Source organism: Leptotrichia rugosa, assembly GCF_041200005.1.
Taxonomy (GTDB): Bacteria; Fusobacteriota; Fusobacteriia; order Fusobacteriales; family Leptotrichiaceae; genus Leptotrichia; species Leptotrichia rugosa.
Genome location: NZ_CP165644.1, coordinates 78,974 through 98,817, shown reverse-complemented (window position 1 = coordinate 98,817; position 19,844 = coordinate 78,974). Strand labels below are relative to the sequence as shown.

Genomic DNA, 19,844 nt, shown 5'->3' with positions numbered 1-19,844 from the left:
ATTTCACCTTATTGTTCCTTGACGATATATTTCTAAGCCTTGACTTCTATTTTCTTATCTATCACTCTGCTTTTTCTTCTTCTCTTTCCATTGTCCTTCCGCCGACCTTTTCCCAATCGACGGAATATATTATATCAAAAAAAATTTCCGTTGTCAACTCTTTTTTTGAAAAAATTTTATTTTTTTCAATAAATATATTTTTTTCGTTCTTGAGGCAATAAATAAAAATTTTTTTATGTTAATTTTCTAAAAAAAAAGAACTATTTTTATAAAATAATCCTTTTTCTTTTTTATAATCCTGCCCCAAATTCTACACCCTTTCCAGAATAATTGAATTGAATATTTTTTTCTGGGAATGGTGTTATTCCAAATTTTAATGAAACAACTGGATAATAACCTAATTTTTTGTTATCTGGCTTATCCCACTTCATTCCTGCACCTATTTCCCATTCAACATTTTCAAAACTATGGCTCAACGTTGCCATTCCAAGCGTAATTTTGTTTACTTTCTTGGCATACCAAGAACTTTCGTATATTTCTGGATCTGAAGCTTTTGGCGCTCCATTTTGAACATACTGTAGTTTTCCACCTATCCACCATGGTTTGTCTGGATCTTTTGAGAACATGTATTTTGATTCAAATTCATGTCTTCTAAAGTCAAAAGTGCTGTTTCTTGAAGGATCTTTTCTGTAAATTCTGTCAGGTCTTTCCATCACAAATGCGTATCTAACAAAAAATTTGTCTAAATATCCAGTTTCAACTTTAAAACTTAAATCGTTTATTTTGTCAAGTCCTTTCATTCCGCTTGGATTTGCTGCGTCAGAACCATCTATTTGCATATCCATACCTATTTGAAAATATTTTTTTTGACTTCTTAAACTTTGTAATTTTTTATTAAAATCGTTTAAGCTGAATTTATTTTGACGATAATTTTCTTCTTCAACATAACTTTTATATGCCTCTTCTTCTTCGCTGCTTAAAAATAACCTGTTATCATCTTTTACTACAATTTTATCAACTATATTTTTGCTTGTGTCTTCAATAGAAAAATTTTGTGTATTTGAATTTTTTACAGTATTTGAATTTTGGATTTCAGTTTCTAATTCTTTTGTGTCAAGACTTCCCAAATCTATTTTTTTAGCTTCTTCTTTTTCAGCTTCCACATCCGCTAAATATCTTGGTTTTGCATCATTTTCATATCTATATAAAAAACCAATTGTCGTATAATCATTTCCACGAATATATTTATCATCAGAAACATTTATAGGTGTATTTTTTAAATCTCTATAAATTTTTTTCCCAAATCCGAAATTTACTCTAAAATAATGATCCGATTCAAATTTCTTATCTTTCATTTTTTTTGTATCATATACAAATCCCAATCTGTGGTAATTTGTTTTTAATTTTAGTGCAGGAAAGCCAAATGTCGCTGTATTTCCAAAAATATCATTTGCTTTTGATACTAAGTTTGAATATTCAAATCCCCATTCGTTAAAATTTATTCCAAAAGTTCTGTCTTTTAACGATTCCTTATATATTTTCTGATTCCATCCAAGACTCGTATTTAATGGAAACAACTTTTTATTCTTTTCTGAAAATTTATATAAGAAATTATCTCCATTGTTTGACAAAAATCCATATTGAAATTCTCTGTTAAAATCTCTTTGAGATCTAAAATGTTTAAATTCATATTCATCGTTACTTTGTAAATCAAAACTTATAAATCTCTCTCCAGCTATATCCGCTTTAAAATAATTTCTTACATATCTATTTTTTAACCAGTTATCCCGAAAATGTCTATCATTTCTTAAATTTAAATTGTAATTGAATGTGACATTTCCAATCTGATAAATAAAACTATTACCAAATCCTGTAGCATTTGTTGGAATTTCTACAATGTCGTATTCCCCATACATTGCACTGTCGGCATCTGTTCTTTGAACAGTAAATGTTGCATCATTTGTCACTTTTACATCGTATTTGTTGTTTTTTTTGTATGTGTTGTCAAAAAGTGTCGTAAATAATCTTGTGTCCATTGTAAAAATATTCATTGAAGGTTTTTGCCTTATCGTATTTCCACTTGCATCAGTTGCAACTTCGTATCCAGTTGTGGAGTTTAAATCTTCCACTTTTCTCCCATTTTTAAACTTGGGAACTGCTACACTGTTGTAATCACGATTTTCAAATCCCATATTAAATCCAACAAATGAATCTTTTATTGGCAAGTCAATTCTATCATTTCCAACATTAAATTTTTGACTTCTATATTTTTCATAAATAATTTTTTGGGCTCTTCTAATTGTTTCGTTATCTTCGTAAACTTTATAAATTCTACTTTCGTCACTTGTTGAACTATTTAAAAATAGACTGTTATAATTTTCATTATCCCTTGTATAATCGTATTCATATTCTTTTTTTTGCACATCAACTTGTTTAACTTGCGCACCAAAATATAAATTATTTGAAAAATTTTGATAACTAGTTCTTGGCTCGTATCCAAAAAATTCATATTTTTTAAAAGGATAATAATTTCCAAAAGTCAATCCCCATTCTTCTCTTTTATCATAAGCCTTCTTTTGAACCCAGTGAATAGTCTTATCGTCCCCACGGTCTCTCATTCCAAGTAATTCGCCATATTCATCGTTATCTGAATTAAGATAATCTAACTTTATTTTAGGTCCTTTTAAATTAATCCCATAGTTTCTTTTTTTTCTGTAGGAATTTAAATCTCCAACATAACCTGGATTTATGTCTCTAAAGTCCTCATTGTCAACTGTAATTTCCACATCTTTATTTCCATTTGTATATTTTATGCTTTTATACAAATCGACATCTGTTCTTCTTGGATCAAGACTGTTGTCTTTCATAATTTTATCATTTATGTCAGTTAGAGCTTTTAGCGCCTTTTTATCCTGAGTCCAGTAATATTTTATATTTAATTCCCCATTCTGCCCCAATTCTTGATTTATATTCGCATCCCAGAATCCAATATGCTTATACTTGTCAACAAACGCTGTGTAATCATCTTTTAACTTTGAACCGTCAACCGCATACATCAAATTTGGCGTAATATTTTGATAGTTGATGTTCCAGATTCCATATCCTGTATCATAGAATTTCCTATCTTCTTTTGCCTTTTTAGGAGCATTTCTAACTCTGTGATTTACACGAAAATCCCACTCTTTTTTATGATTTCCAATTGGAACAACAAATCTGTTTATAAAAATATTTCCTGAGTTATTTCCCCAAAATGAATAGTCATTGGAAAATTTTAGCGCCAATTTTTGCTTTGTACTTAACTCAAAATCAACAAATCCCTGTGCAAGCGGTCCTAAATCGTAGTCAAAACCCATTATTCCAAAAAATCCCCTGTCACTATCCATTCCAACATATGGAAAAAGCGTCGCTCTCTGGCTTGCTGGTTTCAGTGAAGTTACATAATATGGTAATTTTAACCAAGTTTTTCCACCAGCAACAACTTTTATATCCCTTGCAATAGCTTTCCTATTTGGATAAATTTCAAGCTCATTAGCTTCAATTTTATAATTTGGCTTTTCATAAGGACTCGTCGTAAACCATCCGTTTTTCACTGTTATTTTTTTATTTCCCTCACTCAAAGTTTCCTCGCCACCATATCTAAGTTTCATATTGGTGTCATAACTTTCAGAATTATAAATTTTAGCTAACTTTGTATCCATATCAAAAATGAGATTATCTACTTTGACTTTTTGTGAACCTTGATTAAATTCCACATCCCCCGAACCTGTGATTATATTTTTATTCGGAAGTTTTTTTATGTTATCCGCTTTTATTTTTATATCTTTATATTTAACAGTAACATTTCCTTGTGTATTTATTTCTTCGGTGTCTAAATTTATTCTCGAGCTCTCTGTTTCTAATTCTATCATTTCTGCACGTAAATTTTCAAAAAATATAATATAAAATAGAAAAACAAACAGCACTTTATATTTTAGTCTTCTCATAATTTTTTCAACCTTTTTAAAGTTTTTATTTTTTATAAATTTTCTGTATTTTTTAAGTTATTATATCACATTTTTTTAAATAATCCAAAAGTCAAATTCTTCGGAAACTTTATCATATTTTTTATCTTTTCCCAAAATTTCCACAAACTCTTTAAAAGATTTTTTTGTTCGCTCCAAATAAGTTTTATCTCCTACTAGTTCTTCAATTTTTTCAGTAATTCCACGCCAAGCTTCATAAATTTCATCAATTTCATTTAACCCTTTTTCAGTTATTTTTGTAAAAGAGTTTTTCCCCATCTTTTCTCTCACAACATATCCTTTTGATACTAATTTATCCACAAATCTTGTAACTGTTGATGGAGCTATTGCAAGAGAAGATGAAATCTGGTTTACCGAAAGTCCATTTTTCTCTTCTTTTAATAGCATCATTAAAAAAGCGTGAGTTGGACAAATGTCTATTTTTTCAAACGCTTCTTCTGCAATCCTATTTATCATTCTAAACATCTTTGAAATTGTAAAATATAAACACTCACTTATTTCTTTTTCAGTTTTATTGCAGCTCATCTTATCACTCCTTTTCATTCTTTAAAATTATAACTTGTACTTCCATCTTTCGCATCTTTAATTTCTATTCCAAGATTTTTCAAACTGTCTCTAATTTTATCAGATAATTTAAAATTTTTCTCAATTCTTGCGTCTTTTCTCACTTCCAAAAGTAAATCAATCAATTTATCAGTTAATTCACTGCTTTTCTCGAATTTTTTTTCGCTTTCCAATTTTATTCCAAGCACATTTTCGATTTTATTTTTTAGCGATTCATATGAACTTTTTATTTCACAAATAACATCTTTTCTATCTTCAAATTTAGTAAGAAGTTTATTTGTATATTTAATTTGTTCAAAAATTGTAGCCAATGCCTGTGGCGTATTCATATCTTCATCCATCGCCAAAACAAATTTTTCATCGAACTCTTTGATTTTTTCAAATGAATTTTTATTTCCAAATAAATTTTCTTTTGTCAAATTTATTGCGTCTTCAAATTTTTTCATTGCATTTATCACATTTTCCAAAGTTTTTCTTGTATCTTTTAGTGCTTCAAAAGAAAAATTAATCGGTTTTCTGTAATGCGTGCTTACCATAAAAAATCTTATTACATTTCCAGAAAATTTTTCCAAAATTTCACGGAGTAAAAAAAAGTTTCCTGTTGATTTTGACATTTTATCGCCATCAATTTGAACAAAGCCGTTATGCAGCCAGTAATTTGCAAAATTTCCGTGATAGGCACATTTACTTTGAGCAATTTCATTTTCATGATGGGGGAAAATCAAATCTTGTCCACCACCGTGAATATCAAATGTATCTCCCAAATATTTTTGTGACATTGTACTACACTCTATGTGCCAACCAGGTCTACCTTTTCCCCAAGGCGATTCATAAGATGGCTCATTTTCTTTTTTACTTTTCCAAAGGACAAAGTCCAGCGGATTTCTTTTAATTTTTGAAATATCAATTCTAGCTCCCGCTTCTAGCTCGTCAACTTTTTGATTGGACAATTTCCCATACTCTGAATATTTTTTCACTTCAAAATAGACATCTCCATCTTTTTCATAAGCAAAGCCATTATCTATTAATTTTTTTATAGTTTCTATTATTTCGTAAATATTTTCCGTAACTTTCGGTCTTTTCACATCACTTAAAATATTTAATTTTTTCACATCTTCAAAAAAACCGTCTATATATTTTTTAGTGATTTCTTCACAAGATAATTTTTCTTCATTAGCTCTATTTATAATTTTATCATCAATGTCAGTAAAATTTTGCACAAACTCAACTTCATAATTTTTATATTTAAAATATCTGGCAAGTATGTCAAAAACAATAATCGGACGAGCATTTCCTAAATGTATGTAATTATAGACTGTAGGTCCGCAGACATACATTTTTACTTTGTTTTTTTCAAGTGGCAAAAATTTTTCCAATTTATTTGACAATGTGTTGTAAAATTCCATTTTTTATTTTCCTTCCTAAAATTAGTTTTTTGAATTATTTTGATTTTTTTTTATATAATTTTCCCAATAGAATATCCAGGTCAATTTAATCACGATATAAATTGGGATTCCAATAAACGCTCCTCCAATTCCAAAAAGCGCTCCTCCAATCAAAACAACAAGTAGTGTCGTAATCGGATGCATTTCCACCGATTTTCCTGTAAGCCAAGGTTTTACGATATTTGCTTCAATAGTTTGCACAATTGTAACCAGTGCGACAATAATGATTACTAAATTAAAAGATTTCGTTGCAGCATAGAAAATCACAGGAATAAGACCAATAAAAGGTCCTAAAAACGGTATCACATTTCCAAAGCCAATGATTAGTGAAAATAAAATACTGTAGTCTAATCTTAAAAAATAAAAAATTATGAAAGATGCCACTCCGACAATCATACTGTCAAGTACCGTAACCAAAATATATTTTCCAATGGTTTGATCTATTTTTTTTGCCAGATTGACAAATTTTCTATCTTCATCTATATCCGTCAAAAAATTTTCAACCCAAATTTCAATGTTGTCATAGCTAAAAATTAACATAATCGTAAAAATTGGTGTCATAAAAAGCAAAGTAAAAGTGCTGGTTACAATGGAGTAACTAGAAGTCAGCACCCTTACCGTCATATTTATAATTACATCTTTAGAATTAATAAGCGTATTTTTTAAATCAATGTTATTTTGCTCCATAAAACTAAATGCCTTACTTTGAAAATTTCCTTGATTCTTCAAGAAAAATTCAATTAAACTTGAACCTTGTTTCGCAATTAGCGGAATAAAAGCAAGTACAATATATATAAAAATCGCAAAAAAGAGCGACAGTACGATTAAAATCGCTAAATTTCTATTTTTTATAAGTTTTTTAGGCGGATTCTCTTCATTTTTTTTATTGCTTATCATATCAATAATTGGCATAAGCGAATACACGATTATAAACGACAAAATAAATGGAAAAATCGTACTTATAGCAAGATTAATCGGCTTTTTAAAATAATCGTAAACTTTGAAAAAAAGTAAAATCGATAAAAATAAAAGTGACACTACCATTAACACATTTTTCGCTTTTAAAATTTTTTCTTCATCATAAAATTTCATTTATCTCCCTTTCGTAAAAAACTTTTATCCAAAAATTTTGTCACCTTTTTTATTAAAAACTATGTCAATAGGACATCCTTCAAATCCAAAATATTCACGAAGTTTATTTTCAATATATCTCTTATAAGAAAAATGAATTAACTCCGGATTGTTTGCGAAAAATACAAATTTTGGTGGAGCTTGACTAATTTGTGTCCCATAATTAAGTTTAACTGCTCTTCCTTTTCGAGTTGGCACAGGATTTTGTGCAACGATTTCTGCCAAAATCTGATTTAATATTCCAGTCGTAACTTTTTTATGATATTCTTCATTGATAAATTTCGCCTGTTCCAAAATATTAAGCGTTCTTTTTCCAGTTAGTGCCGAAATTGTCACAATCGGAGCATAGTCCAAAAATGACAAATCCGCCTTGACAAGCTCTTTAAACTCTTTCACGCTGTTGTCATTTTTTTCAATCAAATCCCACTTATTAATTGCAATTATAATTGGCTTTCTCTCGTCATAAATCATTCCTGCAATTCTTTTATCCTGATCCGTCAGAAGTTCTGTCGCATCTAACATCAAAACACAGACATCCGCTCTTTTAATGGCTTTCATCGCACGAAGCACGCTGTAATACTCGATGTCATCTTCCACTTTGGATTTTCTCCGAATTCCTGCGGTATCAATAAGAGTATACATCTCCCCGTCATATTTTAACGCCGAATCAATTGTATCTCTTGTTGTTCCAGCAATATCACTCACAATCGAACGCTCTTTATTCAATAATTTGTTTAAAAGCGAGGATTTCCCAGCATTTGGTCGTCCAAGAATCGCAATGCTAAGCCCTTCTGAAATTTCTTTTGTACTTTTATTATCAAATTTTTCAACTACAGCATCCAGCAAATCTCCCAAATTTGTCTTGTGTTCTCCAGAAATTCCAATAACTTCTTCAAATCCTAACCCATAAAATTCAAAAATATTTTCCTGCTCCTTCATATAATTATCAATTTTATTGACAGCTACAATAACTTTTTTATCCTGCTTACGAAGAATTGTTGCTACATCTTCATCAAGCCCTGTAATTCCAGCTTTTCCATCCACTAAAAATATAATTACATCCGCTTCATCAATTGCAACTTGTGCCTGTTTTTTTATTTTACTCATCATAAAATCTTGAGTTCTAGGCTCAAGTCCACCTGTGTCAACAAGCAAGAATTTATTTCCCAGCCATTCCATTTCACGATAAAGTCTATCACGAGTAACTCCCGGCTCATCTTTTACTATAGATAATCTGTCCCCCACCAATTTATTAAACAATGTCGATTTTCCCACATTTGGTCTACCAACAATCGCTACAGTTTGTTTCATTCTACCTCCATTTTCATTTTTTATAATATTATTTTTAAATTTTTTATTTGTATATTCAATTTATACTCTTTATATTCTAACATATTTTTCGCTTTTTTATTAGTATTTTTTTGAGAAAGTAAAATAATTTTTTGCTTTGCCTATTTCAAAAAAAATTTTACATATTGAGACAAAAGTGATAAAATAGTATTTAAGAATAGAAATAAAAAAATATTGGAGGTAAATTTGATGGCAGGTAAAACTGAATTTATGAAATACGCATATTTCAATAAAGAAATAGTGGAATTTGAAAAGGCGACAGTAAGTATTGCGACTCACAGTTTACAATATGGAACAACTTGTTTCGGTGGAGTTAGAGGATACTACAGAAATGGGAAAGTTGCAATTTTTAGATTGGAAGACCATTATAAAAGACTTATGACAGCTTCAAAAATGTTAGGTTTTGAATTTTTCATGGGATGGGATGAATTTAAAAATATCGTAACTGAATTAGTTAAAAAGAACGATATTAAAGAAGATTTTTACATGAGACCATTCATTTTCTGTAAAGAACCAAGATTATCACCAAAAAAAGCAGGACTTGATTTTGATTTAGCAATTTATATGTTACCTCTTGCAGATTATGTAAGCACAAAAGGTGGATTAAAATTAATGAGTTCAACTTATAGAAAATACAATGATTCGTCTATTCCAACTAAAGCAAAAGCAGGTGGTTCTTACATTAATTCATTCCTAGCAACAAGTGATGCACAAAGAAATGGTTATGATGATGCGTTAATGTTTGATGACACAGGAAATGTAGTAGAAGTTTCTGTTGCAAATATTGTATTAATTTACAGAGACCAAGTAATTATCCCTGATACAGGAAATGCAGCTCTTGAAGGAATCACAGTAAGATCAGCATTAGAATTATTGGAATACAATGGATATAAAGTTAATCGTGGAAAAATTGACCGTTCAATGGTATTCACAGCAGATGAGTTGTTGGTAACAGGAACAGCAATGAAAATCACTTATGCTGAATCATTAGACCAAAGACCAATCGGACAATTGGACTTCCATGCTGAACCAAAACCTGGTAAATTCTATGAATTGTTAAAAGGTGAATATGAAAAAGTTATTAATGGAGATCACGAATTATCTAAAGAATGGTTATTTGTTGTAGAATAAATTAATAAATTAATAAATTTTTTTAAATTTTTAGCTAAAACAAAAACAAATATTTTAAAACAAGGGATTTATCCATTTTTCAAAATAAAAATGGAATAGAATGGAATAAAAATACACTGAAAGTGTTAGAAAAAGCATTAAAGGTGTATTTTTTTATTTGTTAAATTACTATAAACCATCTTAATTATCTTGTAAAAATAAATTAGGCAAAAATAAGATTTGAGAAAAATAACCATAATTTTTGAAGATTGTTTTTAAAGAAATCTTTATTATAAACTTATTTTTTTTATTTCAAAAAAAACTTGTAATTGAGAGAAATTAGGAGTACAATACAATTGAAGTAGGGAGAAAATAATAGTTTAAACAAATCTGAGTGATAATTGGAGATGGATAAAGAGAATATAATAATTATTGGGAAATTAAATAGTAATGTAAAATTTGGGAAGAGAGATGGTTGATTATAATCATCTCTCTTTTGAAATTATGAAGATTTTTTAAATTTAAAAAATTTTTAACAAAAAGATAGCAAGAAGTCGTAGGCTTTCTACAAGTGGGAGATGAATTGTTTTTTTTGTAAAAAAATTAAAAAAAGGATACATCCATGATACAATTTTTGTATAAAATATCGAAGAGAAATCTTAATGATAAATTTCTAAAGAAATAATTAAAAATAATATTCAAAATCAAAAGGAGGTGTAATTTTATGAAATATAATTTAGCATTCAGATACAGGATTTATCCAAATAAAGAGCAGGAATTATTGATAAACAAGACTTTTGGATGTGTTCGTTTTATTTACAATACAATTTTGTACACTGCGAATAAAATTTATGAAGAGACTGGAAAAAATAAAATAATTACACCTGCCAGTTTGAAGAATGAAAATCAATTTTTGAAAGAAGTAGATAGTCTGGCACTTTCAAATGCTCAATTGAATGTAAAACAATCGTTTACGAATTTTTTTCAGAAGAGAGCGAAATTTCCGAGGTTCAAATCTAAAAAGAATAGTGTTAAAAGTTATACGACAAATTGTGTGAATAATTCGATACGAATTGAGGAGAATAAATATTTGGTCTTGCCAAAATTGAAAAGAATAAAATTAAAATATCATAGAGAAATACCAGAAGATTACAAGATAAAGTCGGTAACACTAACAAACAGTAATGGAAATTACTATGTTTCTGTTTTGACGGAATTTGAAAAAGAAATTCAAAAAATACCAAGTAATGATAAAGTAATTGGACTTGATTTTTCAATGTCTGAATTATTTGTTAGTTCTGAAAACCAAAGGGCTGATTATCCAAGATATTTTAGGATGTTGGAGAAAAAATTGAAAAAATTACAGAAATCATTGTCAAGAAAAGTGAAATTTTCTAAAAATTGGTATAAACAAAAAATGAAAATATCAAAATTACATGAGTATATCAAGAATTGTCGAAGAGATTTTTTGCATAAATTATCGAAAAAATTATCTGAAGATTATAATGCTGTGGTTGTTGAAAATTTGAATATGAAAGGGATGAGTCAGGCATTAAATTTTGGGAAAAGTGTAGGAGATAATGGATGGGGAATGTTTTTGAGGATGGTTGAGTATAAACTGATGTTTTTAGGAAAGCAATTTTTGAAGATAGATAAGTGGTTTCCATCGTCGAAAACTTGTAGTAAATGTGGAAACGTTAAAGAGGAGCTGAAATTATCAGAAAGAAGTTATAAATGTGAGTGCTGTGGAATTGAGATTGATAGAGATTATAATGCGGCACTGAATATAAGAGATGTTGGAAAAGAAATGTTGAAATATTAGGAAATAAAGAAACAGGGCAGGGACTGCCTGAAGAGCTTGGTAAATATATTTGGCTAGCAAAAGCAGATACTTCCCAAGAAGCTCCCGCTTCTAAAGGCGGGAGTAGTTCACTGTTAGAATTTGACATTGATGAAATTAAGAAAGCTGGATATGTATTGACAACGCCTATAATTGTTACTAATACTGATGAATATTTAGACGTACTTGAAATGAAAAAGGAAAATGTTGAATTTGGAGATGAATTAATTACAATTGTTAAGTAATTAGGTAGTTTTAAAAGTAAAATTACTAAAAAAATGAGTAATAAAATTCAAAAAATTTTGATATTTTATTAAAAATGATTTAAAATAAAAAAGAATAAAAAAGGTTAGAATTAAAATAAATGATTAGGAGGAGAAAAATGGCTAATAAAAGATTTCCAGAAGGATTTTTATGGGGAGGAGCTACTGCTGCAAATCAGCTTGAAGGAGCGTATAACGAAGGCGGAAAAGGATTATCGGTACAAGATGTAACTCCAAAAGGTGGAGCAAATGTTGATGGAGAAGTGCTGATTACGAAGGAGCCTACAGAAGATAACTTGAAATTAAAAGGGATTGATTTTTATCACAGATATAAAGAAGATATAGCTTTGTTTGCAGAAATGGGATTTAAAGTGTTTAGAATTTCGATTGCCTGGAGCAGAATTTTTCCAAAAGGGGATGAATTGGAGCCAAATGAAGAAGGGCTAAAATTTTATGATAACTTATTTGATGAAATGGCAAAATATGGGATTGAGCCACTTGTAACATTGTCACATTATGAAACACCGCTTCATTTAGCAAGAGAATATAATGGATGGACAAATAGAAAATTAATTGAATTTTTTGAAAGATATGCTCGTACAGTGTTTGAAAGATATAAAGATAAGGTAAAATACTGGTTGACATTTAATGAGATAAATTCTGTTTTACACGCTCCATTTATGAGTGGAGGAATTTCAACTGATGGAGAAGTGAAACCTACTAAACAGGAATTGTATCAAGCAGTTCACAATGAATTAGTAGCTTCTGCATTAGTCACAAAAGTTGGACATGAAATTAATCCAGATTTTAAAATAGGATGTATGATTTTATCAATGCCAGCTTATCCAATGACATCACATCCGCTTGATACATTAGCTGCAAGAGAATTTGAAAGAGAAAATTATTTATTTGCTGATGTGCATGTGAGAGGAAAATATCCAGCATACGCAAGAAGATATTTTAAAGAAAATAATATAAATATTGAATTTGCTGAAGATGATGAAAAATTATTAGCTGAAAATCCAGTTGATTTTGTATCGTTCTCATATTATGTGAGTGTTGCTGCGGCACATAATCCACAAGATTATCAAAGTGGAAAAGGTAATTTATTAGGTGGATTGAAAAATCCATATTTGGAAGCAAGTGAATGGGGATGGCAAGTTGATCCAGTTGGACTTAGAATTGTGTTGAATGATTTTTATGACAGATACCAAATTCCGTTATTTATTGTGGAAAATGGACTTGGAGCAAAAGATGTGTTAGTTGACGGGCCTAATGGACCAACTGTTGAGGATGATTATAGAATTGATTATTTGAGAAGACATTTGGAACAAGTGAGAGAAGCGATTAAAGATGGAGTGGAAGTGATGGGATATACTTCTTGGGGCTGTATTGACTTGGTTTCAGCTTCAACGGCTCAAATGAGTAAAAGATACGGATATATTTATGTTGACAGAAATGATGATGGAACTGGTTCATTAAAACGTTATAAAAAGAAATCATTTGACTGGTATAAAAAGGTAATTGCAAGTAATGGAGAAAATTTAGGTTAAGAGAAAGTGTCCGTAATTTTATGTAAACTCAAAATTATGGGCACTCTCAAAAATTCAGGAGTTTTAATAACTCCTGTTTTTTTATAAAATATTTATTGCTGTATGGCTAATTCCAGCAGTATCCTTTGTTATAATGATTTGCTTGTCAATTTCTTCTTTCAGTTCATTCACATGTGAAATTATTCCAATGAGCTTTTTGTCTGTTGAAAGACTTTTAAGCGCAGACATTGCCTGTTCCAATGTCGCTTCATCAAGCGTTCCAAATCCTTCATCAATAAATAAAGTTTCAAGCTGAATTCCGCCTGACATTTCCTGAACAACATCAGAAAATCCAAGAGCTAGTGACAATGATGCCAAAAATGATTCTCCACCCGAAAGCGTTGCAGCTCCTCTGACAGTTCCGTTGCGGTAGTCAAAAATATCCAAATTTAGTCCAACTTTAGAATTTCCAAAAGAACTTTTGCTTCTTTTTAATTCATATTTTCCATCTGACATCGCAAAAAATCTTTTATTTGCCTTAAAAAGTATTTTTTCAAAGTATTTTATATGAACGTAGGTTTCTAATCTTATTTTATCTTTTCCCGAAATTTTTCCTTGAATTGTGTCTAAAAGAGCTTTTAATAAAGTATTTTTTCTTTGAGCTTCTTTTAATTGACCAAGTTTTTCTTCATATTCACTTAAAATTTTTTGATTTATCGAAAGTTTAGAATTATTTTGTTGAAAAACTTCTGTTTGTGATTTCAATTTATTTTTTAGTGTTTCAAATTCTTGCAAAAGAAAGTCTATGTTAAAATCTTTATTTTTTTCAATTTCTTTTTTTAAATCAAAAATTTCTTTTTCCTGCAAAGCCAATTTTTTATCTAATTCATCAAATTGAGCTTTTTCATCTTTTATTTTTTTTCTAATTTTAAAAATTTCGTTTTCAAATTCTAAAATTTTATCTTTTGCAAACTCTTCATTTTCAAATTCAAGATTATTTTTTATTTTTTCAATATCTTTTTTGCAATTTTTCAAATCAGTTTCCAGCGAAGTCATTTCTTTTTCCAATTCAATCACATTACTTTTTTTATTTTCAATTTCTTTTTCTTTTTTTGGAATCTCTTCTTTCAAATTTTTTAGCTCTAAATTATTTTGTTCTTCAATTTTAATAAAATTTTGCAGTTCTTCTTTTTCTTTTAACAAAACTTTTTCTCTTTTTAAAAGTTCAATTTTTTCAGTTTCAAATTCAAAATTTTTCTTCGTTCGCTTTTCAATTTCAAGAACAACATTTTTAAAATTAGTATCTGCTTCCACTTTGAAAGAATTTGCCTTTGTCTTTTTTTCTAAATTTAATTTTTGAGAAGAATTTAGTTTTTCCAATTCTTCTTTTAATAATTTAATTTCTTTTTTACAATTTTCTTTTTCTTTTTCCCTATCTTTTTCTTTTTCAATCAAATCATCTATTTTTTTCATTTCATATTTCAAAGAAGAAAATTTATTAACTATCCATTCTCCAATTTTTTCTTTTTCAATATTTTCAATTTCAAAAAAATCTCTCAAATTTTTTTGTAAATTTTTTTTCTTGACTTCAATTTCTTTTAAAATTTCTCCACAATTTGCACTTAATTCATTCATTTTTAAAAATATTTCTTTGGATTTTTTTTCTTCTTCTTCCACTTCTTCCAAATTTATATTTTCAATTTCTAAAGTAAAAGCTGGTTTTGGATGAACTTTTGAGCCACAGACTGGGCAAGGTTTATTTTCAATTAAAGTTTTGGCAAGAAATCCAGCTTGATTGCTATTATAAATTTTTCTTAAATTTCGAGAAATTTTATTTTGACCTTCATAACTTTCTTGACTTTCTTTAAACTCTTTTAATTTCAAATTATATTCAATCGAAGTTTTGTCAATTTCAGAATTTAAAGTTTTTAGATTTTCCAAATTTTTTAAATCATTTGAAATTTTATTTTTTTTCAAAGAAAAATCTGCAAAATTTTTTTCAATCGTTTCAAATTTTGTAAATTCTTCTTCTTTATTTTTTAAAAGATTATTATTTTTTTTAATTTCATCTAAAATTTTATTTTCTATTTTTTCCAAATTTTGAACTTCAGCTTCGTAATTTTTTTTATTTTCTTTTTTCTCGCAATAATCTTCAAAAAGTTTTTTTAACTCTTCCAATTTTTCAATTTGATTTTTTAACTCTTTCAACTGACTTTCAAGTTTAAAAATATTTCTAGAAGATTTTTCCAAACTCTCCTTTTTCTCTTTTAAAATTTCCAATTTCTTTGATTCAAGTTCAATTTGATTTTTTAAATCATCTTTTTTATTTTCTTTTTCAAAAACCAATTTTTCCAAATCACTTTTTTCATCTTCTAAATTTTTTAATTCTGAATATTTCTCCAAATCATTTTTTATAATTTCTTTTCTCGTATTTAATTCATAAATTTTATTTTCTTCATTCGCATGTTTTTTCAAGTTTTTTTTATAATTTTCAAAATTAATTTCTTCTTCTGATTTTTCTTTTTTTAATTCTTCTAATTTTTCTTTTTTTATTTCAATTTCTTTCGCAATGTCCAAATTTTTTTCTACAATTTTTTTATTGGTTTCAATATCTTCAATTCCGCTTTTCAACTTTTTATTTTTTTCTTCTTGAAACAAAATTAATTCATTCAAAAATTCAGAAAAATCTATATTTTTTTTATTTTCTTCAAAAAAATCTGACTCAAAATCTTTGCTACATTCCACTCTTTCTTTAAAACTTTTTATCTGTTCCGTCAGAAGTTTATCTTCGTCTTCAACTTTTTTATATTTTTCCTTCATTTTTTTTTCTAAAGTTTCATAATTTGCCGTTTTAAAAATTTCTCTAAAAATACTTTCTTTCTCGGGAGTTTTAGCAAACAAAAATTTTGCAAAAGCTCCTTGCGCAATCATGCAAATTTGTCTAAATTGAATCTCATTAACTCCCAGAATATCTTTTATTTTTTCATTCACTTCATTTTTTTTAGTTAAAATTTTTCCATTTGGCAGATGAAATTCAACTTTTGAAGCTTCAGTTACAGTTTCAAATTTTCCCCTTTTTGACTTTCTTTCATAAGACGGATTTCTTTTAATATAATAAATTTTATTTTTGTAGGAAAATGTGAGTTCTACAAATGTTGGTATATCTTCTTGCGCATATTTGGATCTTAAAGTTGAAACTTCGTCAATTTTACCGCTCGGACTCCCAAAAAGTGCAAAACTGATTGCATCAAAAATAGTAGTTTTCCCAGCACCAGTTTTTCCCGTGATTAAATAAATTCCATCATTTCCCAGTTTTTCAAAATCAATTTCTTCTTTCCCGCCATAAGATTTAAAAGCAGAAATTTTAAGTTTCAAAGGTCTCATAATTCTACCTCCCAAATTTCACCAATTAAATTTTTCATTATTTCTTCTTGTTCCGCAGTCATCTTCTGATTATTTTGCAGTTCATAAAATTCTGAAAAAACTTCAAATGGATCTCTTTTTTTAATTTTTTCAAAATCAATTTTATTATATTTCTGAGTTCTTTTGTTGTCGTAGTCTAATTTTAAAATATTTTCATAAATATCTCGTAGTTTTTGCAGCGCATTTGGAACTTCATTTTCATCAGTCAAAGTCATGGAAATATAATTTTTTGTATTTATATCGCAATAAAAAGAATTTTTTGTAATTTCCTCGAAAGTCCCTTTTATGACTTGCATATCACGCAGCGGCACAAGCGAAACAATTTCTGTCTTAAAGTCATCTTTTGAATTTATTTCCACAATTGTGACTGATTTTTCTACATTTACTTCAGAAAGCGAATATTTCAATGGAGAACCACAATATCTGATTCTTTTCTTTTCCCCAATACTATAAGCTTTGTGAATATGTCCCAAGGCAACATAGTCAAAATCACAAAAAATCTCAGCACTTATGTTGTCAAGTCCACCGACATTTTTTTCTTCAAGTTCACTTTGAGAAGTTTCAGTCACAAATTGATGTGCAATTAAAATATTTCTTTGGGAAACATCAATATTCATATTTTTTACAATTAATCTTGCCGCATCGTCATAAGAATTTATTTCTTCATCCAAAAAAAATTTTTTCACATTCATAGGTTTTAAAAACGGCATCAGATAAAAGTTAATTTTGCCATTTTCATCAGACAATGTATATTTTGAAATTTTTCCATCAAAGACAGGTGAAATATAAATTTTTCCAAATTTCATAACTTTTGCTCCAAACGAAAGTCTTTCCGCCGAATCGTGATTTCCACTAATTATAAATGTACTAATTTCTCTTTTAGAAATTTCAAAAATAAAATCATCCAAAAGTTCGATAGCTTCTATCGTTGGCACAGTTTTGTCATAGACATCTCCCGCAATTATAACGGCGTGAGGTTTCACATCGTCCATAATTTCCAAAATTTTCTTCAAAATAAATTTCTGATCTTCAATCATCGAAAACTCATTAATTTTTTTCCCAATATGCAAATCAGCCAAATGTAATATTTTCATTAAATTTCCCCCATTTTCATTTTTTATAATTATACAATAAAATTAGCAATTTAAAAATAATTTTTTATAATTTAAATATAAAATAAAAAGAACTAATTTTTAAAAAATACAAAAAATTAGCTCTTAAATTATCAAAATATGAATATTTTTTATTTTACTTTTTTAAATTACACTCCATAAATTTTTAACAGTTCTTCCATTTCTTTTTTTTCTTCCATTTGATGAACTCTTCTGATTGACAGTGCAATTGATTTTTTCTTGTCGTTTATATCAGTAATTATCGCAGTAACTTTATCTCCCACATTAAAACTTTCAGAAATATTTTTTAAGAAATGCTCTGATAATTCTCTTTTTGGAATAATTCCATTAAATCTGTCAGTCAATTTAACTAATATAAAATTTTCAGTTATTTCTTCAATTTGAGTATTTACAATATTTCCAACTTTATATTGCTCTGTCACTTCAGCCCAAGGAGATTTTGTAAGCTGTTTTATGCTTCCAGCCAATTTTTTCTCAATTTTATCCATTACAATTATTTTAAATTCAACTTCATCGCCAACTTTGTAGGATTTTTTCTCGCTCTTATTCCAAGAAAATTCATTTTTATGGATAAATGCTTCAATTCCTTCTTCAATTTCCACAAAAATTCCATAATCCTGAACATTCACGACTTTTCCTTTTAAAGCCTGAGTCAAATCATAATTATTTTCAAGATTTTCCCATTTTTCATCAAAAATCGCTTTAACGCTCAAGGAAATTCTATTTTTTTCATCGTTAAATCCAATAATTTTAGATTTAATAATATCGCCAACTTTATATTTTGACGCCAAATTTGAAACTTTTTTGTAAGCCAAATCCGTGATGTGAAGTAGCCCATCCACATCCTTTTCAACTTCGATAAGAAGCCCAAAATCAAATATTTCAGAAATTGGTCTCTCCAAAACATCACCAATTTTATATTTTTCTTTCACTTTTTCCCAAGGATTTTCAACTAATTGTTTTACACTCAATTTTACATTTCTTTTAGCGCTCTCAATTTCAATAATTTTTGCTTCAAATTCGTCACCAACTTTATAGTTTTTCAATTCTTTTGCACCTTTATTCCAAGCAAGTTCACTAAAGTGCACAAATCCTGAAATATCATTTCCCAAAATATTTCCAACAATTCCAAAATCAAGAATTTCTGTCACTTTAACTTTTACAGTATCTCCAATTTTATGTTTTTCTTCAAAAGTTTCCCAAGGATTTTGCGAAAGCTGTTTTATGCTCAATTTTAATTTATTTTTTTCCGTATCTTTTTCAATAACTTTTGCACTAATTTCGTCATTTATTCCAAATTTTTCAACCAAGTCGTCAACTGGATTCCAAGAAATTTCTGAAATATGAACAAATCCATTTACAGCTCCCAAATCCACAACAAGTCCAAAATCCAACACCTCTTTAATTTTACCAGTCACAATATCACCGACATTTATTTTTTCAAAATATTTTTCTTCTTCAATTTTAATTAAATCGCTTCGAGAAATCATGATTTTATTCTTATCTTTTTCTTTTATCAAAAATTTAAATTTTTGTCCAGTATAATCCTTATCTTTTTCAAGTCTAGCAAGTGAAAATGGCAAGAATGCTTCATTTTTTCCAATTTTTACGATATAGCCACCTTTGATTTTTTTAGAAATTTCCCCCGTAACAATGTCATTTACATTATACGAAGCAAATTCTTTAGCTTTGTCCAATAAAAATTTTGAAACAATGATACTGTTTTCATCTTCTCTTATAAACTTAACTTCAATTTTATCTCCAATATTAAAATCTTCAATTTCACGAACCAAAATTCTTCCTTCCTTTTTAGAATTTAAGTCTAAATATCCAAATTCAATTTCCTTTCTTGAAATCATGCCCTCGATTATATCGCCTTTTTTTCTTTCTTCCGGCAAATAATCAGGAAGCATTTCTTCAAATAAATTTTTTTCGCTCATAATCTTCCTCTCTTTTTTACAATTTTTATGTACTTATTATATCATACTTACGAACTGTCGACAATTACTAAATTTTTTCAAAAAAAAAGTG

Annotated in this window: 11 protein-coding genes; 3 read left to right on the top strand and 8 right to left on the bottom strand. The window is 28.4% G+C overall.

What is annotated here, in order from left to right; all coding sequences use genetic code 11:
- Positions 1-290: 290 nt before the first annotated feature.
- The 5 genes from AB8B22_RS00435 to der form a co-directional block, all read right to left on the bottom strand.
- A complete protein-coding gene (locus AB8B22_RS00435) occupies positions 291-3,983 on the bottom strand; it encodes an LPS-assembly protein LptD (RefSeq protein WP_369711152.1) in 3,693 nt (1,230 codons plus the stop codon).
- 75 nt (positions 3,984-4,058) lie between these two features.
- Positions 4,059-4,547 (bottom strand): MarR family winged helix-turn-helix transcriptional regulator, encoded by a 489-nt coding sequence (locus tag AB8B22_RS00430; protein WP_314082678.1) that lies wholly within the window; start codon positions 4,545-4,547, stop codon positions 4,059-4,061.
- Between the two features lie 14 nt (positions 4,548-4,561).
- Complete coding sequence (gene cysS / locus AB8B22_RS00425) at positions 4,562-5,992, bottom strand: cysteine--tRNA ligase (RefSeq protein WP_369711151.1); 1,431 nt, start codon at positions 5,990-5,992, stop codon at positions 4,562-4,564.
- Between the two features lie 21 nt (positions 5,993-6,013).
- Positions 6,014-7,123 (bottom strand): AI-2E family transporter, encoded by a 1,110-nt coding sequence (locus AB8B22_RS00420; RefSeq protein WP_369711150.1) that lies wholly within the window; start codon positions 7,121-7,123, stop codon positions 6,014-6,016.
- Between the two features lie 24 nt (positions 7,124-7,147).
- Positions 7,148-8,473, bottom strand: coding sequence for a ribosome biogenesis GTPase Der (gene der / locus AB8B22_RS00415; RefSeq protein WP_094079589.1), 1,326 nt, complete (start codon positions 8,471-8,473; stop codon positions 7,148-7,150).
- Between the two features lie 228 nt (positions 8,474-8,701).
- Between der and AB8B22_RS00410 the strand changes: the two genes are divergently transcribed.
- The 3 genes from AB8B22_RS00410 (at position 8,702) to AB8B22_RS00400 (ending at position 13,278) form a co-directional block, all read left to right on the top strand.
- Positions 8,702-9,643, top strand: a complete 942-nt coding sequence (locus AB8B22_RS00410) for an aminotransferase class IV (RefSeq protein WP_018499402.1) — start codon at positions 8,702-8,704, stop codon at positions 9,641-9,643.
- 703 nt (positions 9,644-10,346) lie between these two features.
- Positions 10,347-11,444: an RNA-guided endonuclease TnpB family protein gene (locus AB8B22_RS00405; RefSeq protein ID WP_369711149.1), complete on the top strand. Its 1,098-nt coding sequence runs from the start codon at positions 10,347-10,349 to the stop codon at positions 11,442-11,444.
- A gap of 400 nt (positions 11,445-11,844) precedes the next feature.
- Entirely contained in the window at positions 11,845-13,278 is a 1,434-nt protein-coding gene (locus tag AB8B22_RS00400) for a glycoside hydrolase family 1 protein (protein ID WP_369711148.1), read from the top strand.
- 81 nt (positions 13,279-13,359) lie between these two features.
- Here AB8B22_RS00400 and AB8B22_RS00395 read toward each other — a convergent pair whose 3' ends face one another.
- The 3 genes from AB8B22_RS00395 to AB8B22_RS00385 form a co-directional block, all read right to left on the bottom strand.
- Positions 13,360-16,641: an AAA family ATPase gene (locus AB8B22_RS00395; RefSeq protein WP_369711147.1), complete on the bottom strand. Its 3,282-nt coding sequence runs from the start codon at positions 16,639-16,641 to the stop codon at positions 13,360-13,362.
- Entirely contained in the window at positions 16,638-17,774 is a 1,137-nt protein-coding gene (locus AB8B22_RS00390) for an exonuclease SbcCD subunit D (RefSeq protein ID WP_369711146.1), read from the bottom strand. Before AB8B22_RS00390 ends, AB8B22_RS00395 begins: the two co-directional genes overlap by 4 nt.
- Before the next feature lie 167 nt (positions 17,775-17,941).
- Positions 17,942-19,753, bottom strand: a complete 1,812-nt coding sequence (locus tag AB8B22_RS00385; RefSeq protein ID WP_369711145.1) for a S1 RNA-binding domain-containing protein — start codon at positions 19,751-19,753, stop codon at positions 17,942-17,944.
- Positions 19,754-19,844 lie beyond the last annotated feature (91 nt).